This is a genomic window from Vibrio lentus, from assembly GCF_002875945.1.
Taxonomy (GTDB): Bacteria; Pseudomonadota; Gammaproteobacteria; order Enterobacterales; family Vibrionaceae; genus Vibrio; species Vibrio apostichopi.
The window spans coordinates 201,464-217,571 of record NZ_MCZK01000097.1; the positions used below are offsets into that span (position 1 = coordinate 201,464).

At 44.5% G+C, this 16,108-nt stretch carries 14 protein-coding genes; 10 read left to right on the forward strand and 4 right to left on the reverse strand.

Going from position 1 to position 16,108, the window contains the following annotated elements; translation table 11 throughout:
• Positions 1-60 precede the first annotated feature (60 nt).
• Positions 61-1,326 carry an ATP-dependent RNA helicase SrmB gene (srmB, locus tag BCT49_RS07245; protein WP_009848422.1) on the reverse strand — a complete coding sequence of 422 codons (1,266 nt, stop codon included), beginning with the start codon at positions 1,324-1,326 and terminating at the stop codon, positions 61-63.
• Between the two features lie 107 nt (positions 1,327-1,433).
• Positions 1,434-2,162 (reverse strand): tRNA1(Val) (adenine(37)-N6)-methyltransferase, encoded by a 729-nt coding sequence (locus BCT49_RS07250; protein WP_102434691.1) that lies wholly within the window; start codon positions 2,160-2,162, stop codon positions 1,434-1,436.
• Positions 2,163-2,476: 314 nt separating this feature from the next.
• Between BCT49_RS07250 and brnQ the strand changes: the two genes are divergently transcribed.
• Positions 2,477-3,790 carry a branched-chain amino acid transport system II carrier protein gene (brnQ, locus tag BCT49_RS07255; protein WP_102434692.1) on the forward strand — a complete coding sequence of 438 codons (1,314 nt, stop codon included), beginning with the start codon at positions 2,477-2,479 and terminating at the stop codon, positions 3,788-3,790.
• A gap of 166 nt (positions 3,791-3,956) precedes the next feature.
• Here brnQ and fldB read toward each other — a convergent pair whose 3' ends face one another.
• Positions 3,957-4,478 carry a flavodoxin FldB gene (gene fldB / locus BCT49_RS07260; RefSeq protein ID WP_004735008.1) on the reverse strand — a complete coding sequence of 174 codons (522 nt, stop codon included), beginning with the start codon at positions 4,476-4,478 and terminating at the stop codon, positions 3,957-3,959.
• A gap of 150 nt (positions 4,479-4,628) precedes the next feature.
• Here fldB and xerD point away from each other — a divergent pair, with 150 nt between their 5' ends.
• The 8 genes from xerD (at position 4,629) to BCT49_RS07305 (ending at position 14,211) form a co-directional block, all read left to right on the forward strand.
• Positions 4,629-5,543 (forward strand): site-specific tyrosine recombinase XerD, encoded by a 915-nt coding sequence (gene xerD / locus BCT49_RS07265; RefSeq protein WP_065105633.1) that lies wholly within the window; start codon positions 4,629-4,631, stop codon positions 5,541-5,543.
• A 26-nt stretch (positions 5,544-5,569) separates the two neighbouring features.
• Positions 5,570-6,349, forward strand: a complete 780-nt coding sequence (locus BCT49_RS07270) for a thioredoxin fold domain-containing protein (RefSeq protein ID WP_102434693.1) — start codon at positions 5,570-5,572, stop codon at positions 6,347-6,349.
• Between the two features lie 155 nt (positions 6,350-6,504).
• Positions 6,505-8,241, forward strand: coding sequence for a single-stranded-DNA-specific exonuclease RecJ (gene recJ / locus BCT49_RS07275; protein ID WP_102434694.1), 1,737 nt, complete (start codon positions 6,505-6,507; stop codon positions 8,239-8,241).
• Positions 8,242-8,491: 250 nt separating this feature from the next.
• A protein-coding gene (prfB, locus tag BCT49_RS07280) for a peptide chain release factor 2 (protein WP_102434695.1) occupies positions 8,492-9,590 on the forward strand; the annotation gives its coding sequence in 2 pieces (ribosomal slippage) (positions 8,492-8,566 and positions 8,568-9,590; 1,098 coding nt in all).
• A 98-nt stretch (positions 9,591-9,688) separates the two neighbouring features.
• Positions 9,689-11,221: a lysine--tRNA ligase gene (gene lysS / locus BCT49_RS07285; protein ID WP_017110548.1), complete on the forward strand. Its 1,533-nt coding sequence runs from the start codon at positions 9,689-9,691 to the stop codon at positions 11,219-11,221.
• Between the two features lie 273 nt (positions 11,222-11,494).
• Entirely contained in the window at positions 11,495-12,829 is a 1,335-nt protein-coding gene (gene vpsR / locus BCT49_RS07290; RefSeq protein WP_102434696.1) for a cyclic-di-GMP-binding transcriptional regulator VpsR, read from the forward strand.
• Between the two features lie 604 nt (positions 12,830-13,433).
• Positions 13,434-13,685 (forward strand): hypothetical protein, encoded by a 252-nt coding sequence (locus BCT49_RS07300; protein WP_004735015.1) that lies wholly within the window; start codon positions 13,434-13,436, stop codon positions 13,683-13,685.
• 214 nt (positions 13,686-13,899) lie between these two features.
• Entirely contained in the window at positions 13,900-14,211 is a 312-nt protein-coding gene (locus BCT49_RS07305) for a DUF6482 family protein (RefSeq protein ID WP_086712439.1), read from the forward strand.
• 94 nt (positions 14,212-14,305) lie between these two features.
• On the opposite strand, the gene mutH is transcribed toward BCT49_RS07305, so the two are convergent.
• The gene (gene mutH, locus BCT49_RS07310; protein WP_050546301.1) at positions 14,306-14,971 is read right to left on the reverse strand and encodes a DNA mismatch repair endonuclease MutH; all 666 of its coding nucleotides are present in this window, start codon (positions 14,969-14,971) and stop codon (positions 14,306-14,308) included.
• A gap of 616 nt (positions 14,972-15,587) precedes the next feature.
• Between mutH and rppH the strand changes: the two genes are divergently transcribed.
• Complete coding sequence (gene rppH, locus BCT49_RS07315; RefSeq protein WP_009848435.1) at positions 15,588-16,106, forward strand: RNA pyrophosphohydrolase; 519 nt, start codon at positions 15,588-15,590, stop codon at positions 16,104-16,106.
• Positions 16,107-16,108 lie beyond the last annotated feature (2 nt).

Below are 16,108 nucleotides of genomic sequence, written 5' to 3' on the forward strand. Positions count from 1 at the left end.
AAAAGCCCCATGCAGATAATTGCATGGGGCTTTTTATTGAATCATTGAAAGGCGTCGAGATTACTTGTTCTTAACGGCTTTCTTTTTCTTAGCGATTTTCTTTTTCTTAGCAATTTTTTGCTTCGCTACCGCTTTCTTATCTTCTTTCTTCGGTTTCTTCTTCTTCGTTACCGCGGCTTTCTTATGCGTAGGGCGCATGCCTTCGATGAAGCGTTCTTTGATCGCATCTTCAGTGTAACGAGCAACACGCTCAATCATTAGCTGATCGTGCGCTTCAATGATAGAAACCGCGTTACCTTTCTTACCTGCACGAGCCGTACGGCCGATACGGTGTAGGTAGACATCTGCTGTACGCGGCATGTCGTAGTTAATAACGTGGCTTACATCTGGAAGGTCGATACCACGAGCTGCGACGTCAGTTGCCAGCAGTACGTTGATAGAACCATCGCGGAAACGAGAAATCGCGTTGTTACGACGATCTTGAGGCATTTCACCTTGGATCCATACACACGGGATCTGTGCGCTTTCTAGTTGAGCTCGTAGGTCACCTAGGCGGTCACGAGTCTTCAAGAAGATAATGCTGCGTTCAGCTTGCTCCGTGATGATATGTTTTAGGATATCAAGCTTGTGCTTAGCTGAATCGGCGCGGTGATACCATTGAGTGATCTTCTTACGTTCACGCAATGATGATTTCGCATCGATCTCTGCTGGGTTTTTCAGAAGATCTTCAGTGAAGCCTTCAATACCTTTACCTTCTAGCGTTGCCGAGAACAGTAAAGTTTGTTTACGCCAGCGACACTCTGCTGATAAACGGTCCACAACCGGGCCAAAGCCCATATCTAGCATGCGGTCTGCTTCATCCAGAACTAACCATTCAATCGCACGACAATCGAAACGCTCACCTTCAATGTATTCCATCAGACGACCTGGTGTTGCTACCACGATATCTTGAGTCGTACTTAAGATGTCAGCGTGTTCTTGGTACATCACGCCGCCAGTGATCGTAAAGATGTTCAGGCTGGTGTACTTCGCGAGTTCACGAGCTTGCTCGGTGATCTGCATTGCTAGTTCACGCGTTGGCGTCAGGATAAGCATACGTGCAGGACCTGACTTCTTACGTGGGAAGTCCAATAGGTATTGCAGTGCTGGCAGTACAAATGAAGCTGTTTTACCGGTACCTGTTGGCGCAGAAGCCAAAACGTCTCTTCCATCTAACGCTTGTGGGATAGCTTCAGCTTGTATCTGTGTAGGGCGTTCGTAGCCCATTTCGTCAATTGCTTTAAGCAGCTCTTGGTTTAGATCGAGTTCTGCAAAGGTTCTGATCACTGTTGTTTCTCCACAAGCAATAAATGTTTCTGCTTCTAACAGCAGACGATAAAAAAGAGTAGTCGGACATTATAGAAGCATTAGTGATTAGGATCACATGGTATTTGCTACATCTTGAGATAAAAATCTTTAGTAAGTGCAATAAATGCCTCGCTATAACCGCCATCACCATGGATTGTAAGCGATTCACACTGAAGATCTCGCTCACAAGCAGGATCTTTAGAGAGTTCAAACAGGATTCTGCTTGGCGGTTTTTTGTCGGTTGTTTTCACATCAAGGCGTTTTGTTAGGTACCAACCACATTGCTCGGCAAGTTTGATGAAGCCTTCTCCTTCTGGCGTTGGGAGTATGAAGCTTGCGGTTGCACTCTCTGTTGTGAGTTCGAAACAGCGTTTGGCGAGTTCAAGATGATCCAAACTTGTTGTGTGTCTAGCGGTGGCCCTTTGACTTTGCTGTGCCTGCTCGCCTGAATTGAAATAAGGGGGATTACAAACGATGGCATCAAATGCTTGAGGAAATGCGGCCGTTAGAATACTGCCTTGGTGAAGGCGAATACGATCTTGCCAAGGCGACTGTTCAATATTGATAGTCGCGGCATGGATCGCGTGCTGATCAATATCAATGGCCGAGATTAAGGCACCTTCGAAACGTTGAGCCGACATCAAAGCTAATAATCCTGTTCCTGTCCCTATATCAAGTACCGACTCTTTTTCCGCAAGGTTAACCCATGCACCGAGTAGCACTCCATCGGTACTGACAGGCATACCGCTCTGTCCCCCGTAAATAGAGAATTTTTTGAAATCGAAGCTTTTGGTTTCTATGGTTTTGTCTTTCATGAATGTTCTGAGTATCGAGATATTTTAAGTGATTAGCTCTAATGTTAATCATTTGTATGAATCAATGTTCTGCTTGGAGAACTATTGTTGTGAATTATGGTTAGTTTATAATTATGGCTATTTTTCTATATCCAGTGGAATCCACTGCTTTTTGTTCGTATATACAAATTTATATGGTGTTTTTTTATGGTGACTTGCAGCTAGGCGAGCGTTTCGTCATTATGCGCGACTATTTTATAGATTGATTGGCAGCCTTGAGCTGTAACATTCATGTAAACACAACATAAATTCATAAATATAATTAAGGATTATCTGTGAAACAGAGTCTAAAACTAACAGATATAATGGCATTGGGCTTTATGCTTTTTGCGTTTTTCTTAGGTGCGGGTAACATCATCTTCCCACCTCTTGCTGGCCAATTGGCTGGTGACCACTTTCTTCCAGCGATGTCTGGTTTCCTGCTGACCGCCGTTGGTCTGCCGTTAATCACTATCGTCGCAGTTGCAGTGGCGGGCGGCTCTTGGGGTCATCTAACTAAAGACCTTCCTAAGCAAGCTGCAACTATCATGGCTGTGCTGATCTTCATCATTATCGGTCCTGCATTTGCTGCGCCTCGTACCGGTCTTGTTGCTTATGAGATGGCGGTGAAACCGTTCTTCATCGATGCCTCTCAAGCTCACCTCACTCTTTTTTCGATTGCATTTTTTGTGGTAGCGATGTTCTTCTCATGGTCGCAAGGTAAGCTTATCGACGTGATTGGTAAGGTCCTAACACCTGCACTATTCGTTGGTTTGGTTGTACTGGCGATCGCTGTATTCGTTAATCCTCAAGGCGATATTCTTGCGGCTCACGGTGAGTACATCACTCAGCCAATGACCAAAGGCTTCCTTGAAGGCTACAACACCATGGATACTTTTGCTTCTTTGATGTTTGGTATGCTGATTGTTGACGCGATTCGTAGCAAGGGCATTACTGACCGTGCAGCGACGACTAAGTATCTGATCAGCGCAGGTTGCATTGCAGCTGCTGGTCTAGCGTTTGTTTACATCTCTTTGTTCTTCCTTGGCGCAACAAGTGCAACAGTTGCAGCGGGTGCGGACAATGGCGGCGCAATCTTAAGCCTATACGTTCAATCGTTGTTTGGCCCTTCTGGTCAGCTAGTACTTTCTGTGATCGTTCTATTGGCGTGTCTAACAACGGCGATTGGCCTTGTATCAGCATGTTCTGATTACTTCAGCTCGCTAACGCCGCTGTCTTACAAGACTTGGGTAATCATCAATGGTGTAGCTTGTGCAACCGTAGCGAACGTTGGTCTTTCTCAGCTGATTTCTCTGTCTGTACCAGTATTGTTTGCGCTTTACCCAGTAGCTATCGCTCTAGTCGCACTGACGTTCTTGCGTAGTCGTTTCCCTAATCCAAAAGCGGCTTACCGCGTGGTGGTATTAGTGTCATTGCTGTTTGCTCTTATTGATGGCGCTAAAGTAGCGGGTGTAGATGTGTCTGCACTTAAGATGCTGCCATTGTTTGAGATTGGTATGGGTTGGTTACTTCCAACTGCTGCTGCAATCATCTGTATGTTCTTTGTTGGTAAATCAACAGAACAAGAGATGGCGGAAGAGACGATTTAATCTTCCGTTGAGATTAGATCGTTAGTCCGTATTCAATACAAAGTTGAATAGAAAAGGCCTCATTACTTCGCAGTAATGAGGCCTTTTTGTATCTAATCGATGATGTTATTTCTGCCTGAAGCTCTTAGTTCTTAGTTCTTAGCTCTGAACTCTAAGGCTGCAGAACTTAAAGCTTTTCGCTGTACTCGACGAGTACTTGCTCTACCCAAGTTGCGATGCGTTCGTCGCTGAGTTCGTACTGTGAATCTTCATCCAGAGCTAAACCAACAAATTGAGATTTGTCTTCCGTTAACGCTTTAGATGCTTCGAATTCGTAGCTGTCATCGTTTGGCCAGAAGCCGACAAACTCAGCGCCTGCGGTTTTCAGTTCATCATGCAATAGTCCCATCGCATCTAAGAACCACTCACCGTAGCCTTCTTGATCTCCTAGACCAAACAGAGCCACAACCTTGCCTTTCATTGGCGTGGTTGCGATGTCTTCCCACAACTCATTCCAGTCTTCTTGAATTTCACCGAAATCCCACGTTGAGATACCAAGCAATAAAAGGTCGTAGTCCGCCATAAAAGAAAGAGGGGTTTCTTTCACGTTATGGATATCAACTAGGTCTTCACCAATAATGCCGCGAATTTTCTCTGCTGCCATTTCGGTATAGCAGGTGGTTGAGCCGTAAAATAATCCAATTTTCATAGCAAACGTTCGATTTTAATTTCAGATGGCGAATTCTAACCATAAATCGACTTCGATTGCAGCGATTATCCGCTCAAGTCGTAATTTTTATGGCATTCATATTTGCTCTGACATACTCTCAAAACAGTTTCCAATATTGTGAGTAACACTATGCAGTCGCCTCAAGGGCAGAGCGCAGACCACGGTCTAGTTGAACAGTTTTTAGATGCTATGTGGATGGAGAGAGGGTTATCAGAGAATACACTCGTCTCTTATCGTACGGATTTATCCAAGCTTCTGACGTGGATGGAAAAGCACAATTATCGCCTCGATTTTATTAGCCTGTCAGGGTTGCAAGATTATCAAGGTTGGTTAGCCGATGCCGATTTCAAGCAGACTTCTCGTGCACGCATGTTGTCTGCCATTCGTCGTTTGTTCCAATATTTACATCGCGAGAAAGTAAGAGCTGACGATCCTAGTGCGCTGTTGATCAGCCCGAAACTGCCGAAGCGCTTACCGAAAGACCTAAGTGAAGAGCAAGTGGATTCGCTGCTTGAAGCGCCAGATCCAAACGACCCTATTGAGCTTCGCGATAAAGCGATGCTTGAGTTACTCTATGCAACTGGACTTCGTGTGACAGAGCTCGTTAGCCTGACCATGGAAAACATCAGCCTAAGACAAGGCGTGGTGCGTGTTATTGGTAAAGGTGGCAAAGAGCGCTTAGTACCAATGGGCGAAAATGCGGTGGATTGGATAGAGACATTTATCGAGCAAGGTCGCCCACAATTGTTGGGTGATAATAGTTCGGATGTGGTTTTTCCAAGTAAACGAGCGAAGCAAATGACCCGTCAAACGTTCTGGTATCGTATCAAGCATTACTCGGTGATAGCGGGTATCGACACGGAATTATTGTCGCCACACGTATTAAGGCATGCTTTTGCAACGCATTTACTGAACTATGGCGCAGATCTCAGGGTCGTACAGATGTTGCTTGGGCATAGTGACTTATCGACAACCCAAATTTATACTCACGTGGCGACTGAAAGGCTGAAGCAAATTCACGCTCAGCATCACCCACGTGCTTAAATCCATTTATTTTTAAGGTGAACTTAATGAGCGTATTACGCCGTCTTCCTCTATTAGCGCTTCCTCTCATGATTACTGCATGTAATGCATCGGAAGCGAAAGTAGAACAAACATCAACAGCCGTAGAAGCTGCTTCAACGCAAGCTGTTGATACAGCCGCGTTAACGAAGCGCTTTGAAAAAATCGGTATTAAGGTAGAGAAGATTGTTCCTTCAGATATCGATGGCCTGTTAGAAATTCAAACCAACAGCGGCATTATCTTCTCTTCTCCAAAGGGCGATCACTTTCTAGCGGGCACTCTTTACTCTTTGGATGACAACGGTAAGTTCAGCGATGTGTTGGCCGAGCGTCAAGCTCCGCTGAATGCTGAAAAGGTCGCGGCATTGTCAGATACGGTTATCGAATATAAAGCCGATAACGAAAAGTACGTTGTGACGGTGTTTACTGACATTACGTGTGGCTACTGTGTTCGTCTACACAGCCAAATGCAAGGCTATAACGATCTGGGTATTACCGTTCGTTACATGGCTTACCCACGCCAAGGTGCGACCGGACAAGTTGCCGACCAAATGGCAGCAATCTGGGCTTCTGACGATCCAAAAGCAGCGATGCACAGCGCTAAAGCAGAACGTAAAATGCCAGCAGCGGGCAAAGACCTTAGCGAGCAGAAGCAAATCATAGCGAAGCAGTATCAACTAGGCCGTGAGCTTGGTATTAATGGTACACCTGCTATCGTGCTAGCAAGTGGTGAGTTGGTGAGTGGTTACTTACCGCCTGCTCAACTTCTTCAGCGTTTAGAGCAGTAAGCTTTATTCCGAGCAAATCAGTTTGGTTTAGAACGTATGATTTGTTCAGAGCGATGAGACTCTTTGAAAGTTATCTAACCTCATCGCTCGTTGTTTTAATTCCCCCATGTTTTTGATTTAAGGAGTGGCCTGATTGATATCGGGCCCATTTTTATATGATAGAGATCCAACGCCGCCCTGAGGTCGATACTTCAGTTTTACCTGCTCACTTACCTGACTTGTTAAAGCGCATTTATGTGAGTCGCGGAATCGACAGTGCAGAGCAACTGGAGACGGCTGCGAAAGGCTTACACTCCTATCAAAAACTGGGCGGTATCGATGCCGCGGTTGAACTGCTTTTCAATGCGATTAAGCTTCAAAAACGCATTATTGTTGTCGGTGATTTTGATGCTGATGGCGCAACCAGTTCAGCTTTGTCGGTGTTGGCACTGCGTATGCTGGGCAGTTCGAATGTCGATTACTTAGTACCAAACCGCTTTGAAGATGGTTACGGCTTGAGCCCAGAGGTTGTTGAACAAGCGATTGAGATTGGTGCCGAAGTGATCATGACCGTGGACAACGGTGTCTCTTCGATTGACGGTGTTCGCTTCGCTAAAGAGCAAGGCCTTGATGTGTTGGTTACCGATCATCACTTGCCGGGTAATGAACTGCCAATCGCTGATGCGATGGTTAACCCCAACCTAGAAAGCTGTGCATTTCCTTCAAAAGCATTAGCGGGTGTGGGTGTGGCGTTTTACCTGATGATGGCGCTGTGTGTTCATATGCGTAAATTGGGCTGGTTCGCACAACATGGCATGACAGAACCTAAGTTGATGGAACTGATCGATTTGGTTGCGTTAGGTACCGTTGCTGATGTGGTACCACTCGATGAAAATAACCGTATTTTGGTTCATCAAGGTTTACAGCGTATCCGTGCAGGCAAAGCGCGCCCGGGTATTCAGGCCTTGATTGAAATTGCTAAGCGAGACGCTAAGCGTTTGGTCGCCTCTGATTTTGGTTTTGCACTTGGCCCGCGTATCAATGCGGCAGGTCGATTGGATGATATGTCGTTTGGTGTTGAGTTGTTGATGAGCAATAACATTCACGCCGCGCGTCGAATGGCCAGCGAGTTAGATGGCTTGAACCAGACACGTAAAGAGATCGAAGAGGGCATGAAACAAGAAGCGATGGCTTTTTGTGAGCGCCTTGAGTTTGGTAAAGATGATCTGCCTTCCGGTTTAGCCCTGTTCCAACGTGATTGGCACCAAGGTGTGATTGGTATTTTGGCTTCGCGTATCAAAGACAAATACCACCGCCCAGTGATCGCATTTGCTGATGGTGGTGAAGGCAGTATTAAAGGTTCATGCCGCTCGATTCCGGGTTTGCACATGCGCGATGCGCTCGACCGAATTGATACTCAAAACCCAGGCTTGATCTTGAAGTTTGGTGGCCATGCGATGGCGGCCGGTTTGACCATTATGGAAAAAGACTTCGAGCGATTCAGCAAGATGTTTGATGATGTTGTGCGCAAAGAGCTCGGTGAGACGGCGCTGAAGGGCATCATCTTGTCTGATGGTGAACTGTTACCTGAAGAGTTCTCAATGCACACCGCTGAAACATTGCGTTCAGGTGGTCCTTGGGGGCAAGCGTTCCCAGAACCCATCTTCGACGGTGAGTTCAAAGTACTGCATCAAAAATTGGTGGGTGAGAAACACCTTAAATTAATGCTAGAACCTTTATACAAAGGCCATCCAACCAATGTAATGATCGATGGTATTGCCTTCAACGTTGATTTACGTCGCTGGCCTGATGCGTCAGTGAAAACGGTCAATCTTGCATTTAAGCTGGATATCAACGAGTTTCGTGGCAACCAATCTTTGCAGTTGATGATTGACCATATTGAAGCGAATTAGTTGAAGCCAAATAGCGTTATCTTCACTGAATAATGTTCATCATTTAGCTCCCAACTCAACAAGCTCTGTTCAAAAACAGGGCTTGTTTTCTTTCTTTCCCTTATAAATCCTACGTCTTTTTTTAGCCTGTCAAATTTATATCCCACTAAGTTATTGAATCTTGGCTTTCCACTCTAAAAAATTCTGTATCTCCGTCACACTTTTGAGTACAATTCTTCGGTTAAATTCTACTCATAAATGATGAGCTAAAATGTTTGAAATCAATCCTATTAAAAACCGTCTGCAGGATGTGTCTGAACGCACAAATATCCTGAGGGGGTACCTTTGACTATGACGCTAAGAAAGAGCGTCTAGAAGAAGTAAACGCAGAATTAGAACAACCGGATGTATGGAACGAACCTGAGCGTGCTCAAGCGCTAGGTAAAGAACGTTCTGCATTGGAAGCGGTAGTAGAAACGATCGACCAACTTGACCAAGGTGTTGAGGATGTTGAAGGTCTATTAGAGCTTGCGGTTGAAGAAGAAGACCAAGAAACGTTTGACGAAATTGAACCAGAACTGACTGAGCTAGAAGCTAAGCTAGAAAAACTGGAATTCCGTCGTATGTTTGCTGGCGATCACGACGCATCAGATTGCTACATCGATTTACAGTCAGGCTCGGGCGGTACAGAAGCTCAAGACTGGACTTCAATGATGTTGCGCATGTACTTACGTTGGGCAGATTCGAAAGGCTTCAAGACCGAAGTTATCGAAGTGTCTGATGGTGATGTTGCTGGCCTTAAAGGCGCAACGGTACGTATTTCTGGTGAGTACGCTTATGGTTGGTTACGTACAGAGACCGGTGTTCACCGTCTAGTTCGTAAGTCACCATTTGATTCAAGTGGCCGTCGTCATACTTCATTTGCATCTGCGTTTATCTACCCAGAGATTGATGACAACATTACGATCGACATTAATCCTTCTGACTTACGTATTGACGTATACCGTGCCTCTGGTGCTGGTGGTCAGCACGTAAACACCACTGAATCGGCGGTACGTATTACTCACGTTCCAACCAACACAGTGGTTCAATGTCAGAATGACCGTTCGCAGCATAAGAACAAAGATCAAGCGATGAAGCAGCTACGTGCTAAGCTTTTTGAACTTGAGATTCAAAAACAAAATGCTGAAAAACAAGCGAGCGAAGAGACGAAATCAGACATCGGTTGGGGCAGTCAAATCCGCTCTTACGTACTGGATGATTCTCGTATCAAAGATTTGCGCACCGGCATCGAAAACCGTAACACTCAAGCGGTTCTTGACGGTGACTTAGACAAGTTTATTGAAGCTAGCCTGAAATCAGGTCTGTAAGCTTTACCAACTATTAAGCTTTACCAATAATATTGGTAAAAATGCCTATATTTGAAAAAATATAGCTGTCCAAATTATAAAAGCAGGGTACATCTCTAATGACTGATGCTGTTCAAAACGAAAACGCACAAGAAGCTTCTTCACCTGAAGAGAACAAACTAATCGCTGAGCGCCGCAGCAAGCTGGATCACATCCGCCTGAACTGCAAAGCTAACGGTCACCCAAATGACTTCCGTCGTGAGCACCTAGCTGGCGACCTTCAAGCGGAATTCGGTGAGAAGACTAAGGAAGAGCTAGAAGAGCTTAACCACATCGTTGCGATCGCTGGTCGTATTATGGCGAAGCGTGGTCCATTCCTTGCGATTCAAGAAACTTCTGGTCGTATCCAAGCATACGCAGCGAAAGACGTTCAAAAAGTACTAAAAGAGAAGTACCAAGGCCTAGATATCGGTGACATCATCGGTGTTAAAGGTGCGCTTCACAAGTCTGGTAAAGGCGACCTTTACGTGAACATGGAAGAGTTTGAATTGCTAACGAAAGCACTTCGTCCTCTGCCAGAGAAGTTCCACGGTCTAACTGACCAAGAGATGCGTTACCGTCAGCGTTACGTTGACCTAATCGTGAACGAAGACTCTCGTAACACATTCATCGTGCGTTCTAAGCTTGTGTCTTCAATCCGTAACTTCATGAGCTCAAAAGGCTACCTAGAAGTTGAAACGCCAATGATGCACGTGATCCCAGGCGGTGCAACAGCACGTCCATTCATCACTCATCACAATGCACTAGACATCGACATGTACCTACGTGTTGCACCTGAGCTTTACCTTAAGCGTCTAGTAGTTGGTGGTTTTGACCGTGTATTCGAGATCAACCGTAACTTCCGTAACGAAGGTCTTTCTCCACGTCACAACCCAGAATTCACAATGATGGAATTCTACCAAGCGTACTCTGACTACAAAGATCTAATGGATCTAACAGAAGAGATGCTAAGCACAGCAGCGATGGACGTTCTTGGTTCGACTTCTATGCCTTACGGCGACGAAACGGTTGAGTTCGGTGGCACTTACGCTCGCATGAGCATGTTCGATGCAATCAAACACTACACACCTGAAAATGCAAACATTCAAGCTCTGACTGAAGACGATCTTCAGAACAGAGAATTGATGGTTAAAATTGCAGAAGAAGTGGGTCTGTACGTTGAGAAGTTCTGGACATGTGGTCAGCTTCTTGAAGAGATCTTTGGTGAAACGGCTGAGCCTCAGCTAATTCAACCAACGTTCATCACTGGCTACCCAGCGGACATCTCTCCACTGGCTCGTCGTAGCGACAGCAACCCATTCTTCACAGACCGCTTTGAGTTCTTCATCGGTGGCCGTGAAGTAGCGAACGGTTTCTCTGAGCTTAACGATGCACAAGACCAAGACGAGCGTTTTAAAGCGCAAGTTAACGCAAAAGACGCGGGTGATGACGAAGCTATGTACTACGATGCAGACTACATTACTGCACTAGAGCACGGCCTACCGCCAACAGCGGGTCAAGGTATTGGTATCGATCGCCTAGCGATGCTATTTACTAACACGCACACAATTCGTGACGTGATCTTGTTCCCGGCAATGCGTCCTCAAGCGTAATTTTCGCTGACAGGCCGTAACAGCCGATTCAATTTAAAAGCCACCTTCGGGTGGCTTTTTCTGTTTCTAAGTGTCCAAAACCTTGCCTGTACCGCACTCTTGATTCGAAAAATCATTATTTCTGACATAGTCTTACTATTGAGACAAAAAATCTAAGATAGTCTCACTACTATACGTCTCTGCGCTGAATACGATCTCGCGGCATTTTTGTCGAACGATGAAGCAGTGACTCGTATTAGCCTGATTTAAATAAAAATAGAATAAGGAAGAAGGATGGGAACTCAATTTAAGATGGATTCCTTACCAGGTTCTCTTATCGTCGTTGGTGGTGCGTACGAACCCTGGTTATCTGTATTAGAACAAGTGGGTTGGCAGTGTACCCAGTGTGCAGATTTACGAAAAGCCGATGCATTGATTGCCGACATAGGCCCATGCATTGGTATTGTGGACCTTAGCCATGATGAGTTCAGCCTAAATGGCATTGCAAACTTGGTGAGTAACAATAAGCAGGTTAGATGGCTCGCCTTTATCCGTGAATCGCAATTAAGCTCCGATACTATTTGCCAGTTTATCGTTAACTTCTGTATCGACTTTTTCACGGCACCCATTCCAGATGCGCAGCTACTGAGTACCATTGGTCACCAGCTTGGTATGCTTAAGCTTGAGCAGAAAGTATGGCCAAACTACGGCATTAACAACAATATGGGCTTGTTGGGCGACTCGGTTGCAGTAAAGCGCCTAAGAGACCAAGTAAAGCGTATTGGGCCGACTGATGTCAGCATCTTAATTTATGGCGAGAGTGGGGCAGGCAAAGAGACGATTGCACGCTCTATTCATCAAAATTCTTCGCGCGCGCAAAAGCCATTTTTAACGGTCAACTGCCGAGCTCTGTCTGAGATGAGAATTGAGTCTGAAGTCTTCGGCATTTCAGCTCAGCTTGGTGCTGCACCTTGTATGTTGGAAGAGGCTGATGGTGGCACGATATTGCTCAATGATGTGTTAGCGATGCCCCGCAATCAACAGTTGAATTTGTTGCGCTTCTTGCAAGAAGGCAAGGTAGAGACGGAGACTGGGTCAAAATCGGTGGATGTTCGTATTCTGGCGGCTAACTCTTCTGATATTGAAAAGGCATTGATTGAGGGTGACTTCAATGAAGAGCTTTACCACTACATCAATGTTCTACGAATTCAGGTTCCGAGCTTAAAAGAGCGGGTTAGTGATATCTCAGTGTTGGCCAATCATTTCTTACGTCAGTATTCAAAAGAGTTTAATGCTCAAGCTAAGAGCTTCTCTGACGAAGCGCTTCGATCGATGAATCGTTATCACTGGCCGGGCAATGTCCGTGAATTGATGAACCAAATCAAACGCGTTGTGTTGATGTCGGATTCGGTGATCATTGACGATCATCAGCTGGATTTACCTAAGCAAAATGATGAGCGCCGTAGCCTCAAAAGTATCCGTGAGCGTTCAGAGCGAGATGCGTTGCTGATTGTTCTGGAATCTTATGGTGGTCAAGTATCGTTGGCTGCTAAGGAACTTGGAGTTTCGCGCGCAACCATGTACCGATTACTGAACAAACATAGCCTGATTTCTGAAGGTGTTGTTTAGTACTCTCAATGAATCGATTTTATCCGGTTAGTGTCAATCTAAGAGCCACACATCATGCGTGGCTTTTTTTGTTACTCATCGCTATATCTTCCAGTTAGCAGTTGCTGGCTGATAGATTGAGCTATTGGATGTTAGGTCGTTAAGAGAGATATTCTGTGATTTTATATAATCATAGTGAATATGTTATATATAAAGTGATATGCAACCAATATTTTGGGTGAATCATTTGTTTTGAAATTGTTAATTAATTATCGGTTGAATAATATACTCACTTGGTTAGACTTTAACCGTGAAAGCAGCGTTTTAACAAAGACTTGTCTGCTTTTACTACCCCATTTCTTTTTGGATTTTTTAGTTAGTTTGGAGGCGCAAATGAAACATTTCGATTTTATACAGCATATTTGCGCGTCGTTTGATCCGTGTACTGACATGGTGACTGTTATGTCACAAGCATCAGCCATGGCCGATCGAAACACCCAAGATAAACCTAACTAATAGATCCGTACCCTTATTTGGCTGCGGAAAAATAGCAGCTAAGTGAGAAGCCCTCATACTATCTAGAACGCTATTTTTCCTCAGTTTATTCCACAACTGGAGAATTATTATGCGTCACTCAGTCTATTTAAAACTAGCAACAGTCCTTATCCGTGCAGACCTTCGTCGTGAAGAACGTGAATGGCAACGAAAAGTTCGTCGTAGTTCATATGATCTACCATGGAACAATACCCACTTATTGAGAGATATTGGCCTTGAAGCCGATGGTCGACCAATTGGTTTTTCTGAACCTGAAGTAGTCACGATTGAACGTCGAGTTCGTCATCTTCGTCGAGTCTTAAGCGCGCGAATACCGACGTAATCTTGTGGGGTGATAGCGCCTTTCACCCCACAAGATAAAGATCAGCGATGGTTATGGCGTCGAAAGCACAAGCTTTTGAACTAGAACTGGCCAAAAAAGAGAAGCACTTGCTTCTCTTTTTTGCTTTTTTAAGCCGTTATGTATGATTTTTTAAGTCGTTATCTAGTAAAGGAAAAGAGTTCTACTAAGCTTTATGTAGCAATGGAGGCAGGCTATGCAAAAGCATCAATTAGACATGTGGTTACATGGAGAGCATAAAGACTCTTATCAAACACCTAAAGTGTACGTTATAGGGTGTTCCGATATCTCGGAATATCTATTGGCGGTAGAATATAAACACAAGCTGGAACCCGTTAAGCAAGACGGAGAACCGCTTCACTTTGGATCCTTGGATCAAGTGAAAGAGGAGTTGCTCCGGCTGGGCTTTGAAAAGGCATACCTGCGTTTGCACAATGCGTATGACGAGTTTGGTAATGAACCAAGCCAAAGCTACTGTGATATAGAGCTAGCTCTAAAGTCGCATTAGAACGCCTCTGTAACACACGACAACCCATGCCATCCATTGCGTTAGTCATTGGTGAAACAAGGATTAATCGCTAGGCACAGTGGCTGTGAACTATTTATGCGTAGTGTGTTGTGAGCAAGTTATGGGTGAACTGGGTTCGTAGATAGAAACCACGAGGTTTGGTCTTGATAGGTTTTCCACTCGCACCATACGCTTCTGTTAACACTCGGCTGTTCGCTGCTTTTGGTCGTAAGTGCAATGCTTCTCCGTGTCTTGCTGTGATCTGCTCAACATTGCCTAACACGATCAATTCCATGAGCTCTTCCCAATCTCTTTTTAAGATTTCGTCTTCTGCTTGGGTTGGCGTCCAGAGTAATGGGGATCCGACATGTCTTTCTGCTAGCGGGATCTCTCGCTCACCTTCTACGGGGATCCATAACACTTTAGACAGCTTGTTTCGGACGTGACTGGTTTCCCATGTTAATCCTTGTACTCCCATTAGCGGTGCTACGCAGACAAAGGTTGTTTCTAAAGGCTTGCCAGAATAACCAATAGGAATACTTTTTAGCTCGATCCCTAACTTAGCAAAATCTTGCTCTGGTTTACTGCCTGCTGCTGCACCCAAATGCCATTCTAATAGTTGTCCAACCCAGCCTTTATCGCGCTTAAGATCGTTTGGCATGATCATCTCAGCTTCATCTGCGAGCTCTTTGAATGTCATTCCGGCGATAGCATACGCTCTGTCTAAGAGCTCTTGTTGTGTTTGTGGTTCTGGTTTCATAATAAAAGGCATGATCAAAAAAATGATTTTATCAGAAGTTATCACCAAATGCTGACTGGTTAAGAAATGATCTCATTGCTATGAAAGGGATCAAACTCATGGTTATCCACAGGTCATGAAGGTAATTAATTGAAATATTAATTTAGTGTATAAATAAACAGGGGTTTGTGGTGGATAAAATGCTTGCTAAATGGGGTTCAAAATGAATCTTTGACCCATCAGTGTGGATAAGCAGCGGAGTGGTTGATCTTTAACCATGTTTGATTTTGAAAAGATCTTTTGGTTTTTGAAGATTGTTTATTTTATGATTTTATTTTTAAGTTAATGATTTTAAGTGTTTTTTATTGTTAATGGCGAGAGGGCTACTTTCGGTGTTGATGAATGTATGGATTAAAAAAAACGATTGCGGGTAATTCTTCACATAGTTATTCACAGAAAAGGTGAATAAATGTGGTCTATGTCTCACTCTTGTGTGGGTAACTAGGTTTTGAGCAAAACTTATCCATATTCTTAGTTAATATTCATAAATATAGCGCTTGTCACGTCACTAAGTTTGCTCCAATTGGGGATATGTGGAAAAATCAGTGTAATTAAAAATTTAGATAGAGGTTGGCCAGTGATAGATGGCGATGGTTACCGATTAAATGTTGGTATTGTAATCTGTAACAACCATGGTCAGGTCTTCTGGGCTAAACGATACGGGCAACATTCATGGCAATTCCCTCAAGGGGGAATAGATGAAGGTGAAACTCCGGAACAGGCAATGTACCGTGAGTTGTATGAAGAGGTTGGCCTTACAAAAAAGGATGTAAAAATCGTCGCGACAAGTCGTCATTGGTTACGCTATAAGCTACCCAAACGACTGGTTCGGTGGGATTCGAAACCTGTCTGTATTGGACAAAAACAGAAGTGGTTCCTTTTGCGCTTAGATTGCGATGAATCGCATATCAATATGCAGCGTGGAAGTACACCTGAGTTTGATGGTTGGCGTTGGGTGAGTTACTGGTACCCAGTTCGACAAGTTGTTTCTTTTAAGCGAGATGTTTACCGTCGAGCGATGAAAGAATTCGCATCTTTAGCAATGCCGTTTAAAGAGCGAAAAACAAAAGGAAAACGCAAATTGCGTAGAGGTTAAGC

Bases quoted from the DNA above. Each gene is read 5' to 3' on its own strand.
- BCT49_RS07250 (WP_102434691.1), bottom strand. From the start codon at position 2,162: ATGAAAGACAAAACCATAGAAACCAAAAGCTTCGATTTCAAAAAATTC.
- fldB (WP_004735008.1), bottom strand. From the start codon at position 4,478: ATGAAAATTGGATTATTTTACGGCTCAACCACCTGCTATACCGAAATG.
- xerD (WP_065105633.1), top strand. From the start codon at position 4,629: ATGCAGTCGCCTCAAGGGCAGAGCGCAGACCACGGTCTAGTTGAACAG.
- BCT49_RS07270 (WP_102434693.1), top strand. From the start codon at position 5,570: ATGAGCGTATTACGCCGTCTTCCTCTATTAGCGCTTCCTCTCATGATT.
- recJ (WP_102434694.1), top strand. From the start codon at position 6,505: ATGATAGAGATCCAACGCCGCCCTGAGGTCGATACTTCAGTTTTACCT.
- lysS (WP_017110548.1), top strand. From the start codon at position 9,689: ATGACTGATGCTGTTCAAAACGAAAACGCACAAGAAGCTTCTTCACCT.
- vpsR (WP_102434696.1), top strand. From the start codon at position 11,495: ATGGGAACTCAATTTAAGATGGATTCCTTACCAGGTTCTCTTATCGTC.
- BCT49_RS07300 (WP_004735015.1), top strand. From the start codon at position 13,434: ATGCGTCACTCAGTCTATTTAAAACTAGCAACAGTCCTTATCCGTGCA.
- BCT49_RS07305 (WP_086712439.1), top strand. From the start codon at position 13,900: ATGCAAAAGCATCAATTAGACATGTGGTTACATGGAGAGCATAAAGAC.
- mutH (WP_050546301.1), bottom strand. From the start codon at position 14,971: ATGAAACCAGAACCACAAACACAACAAGAGCTCTTAGACAGAGCGTAT.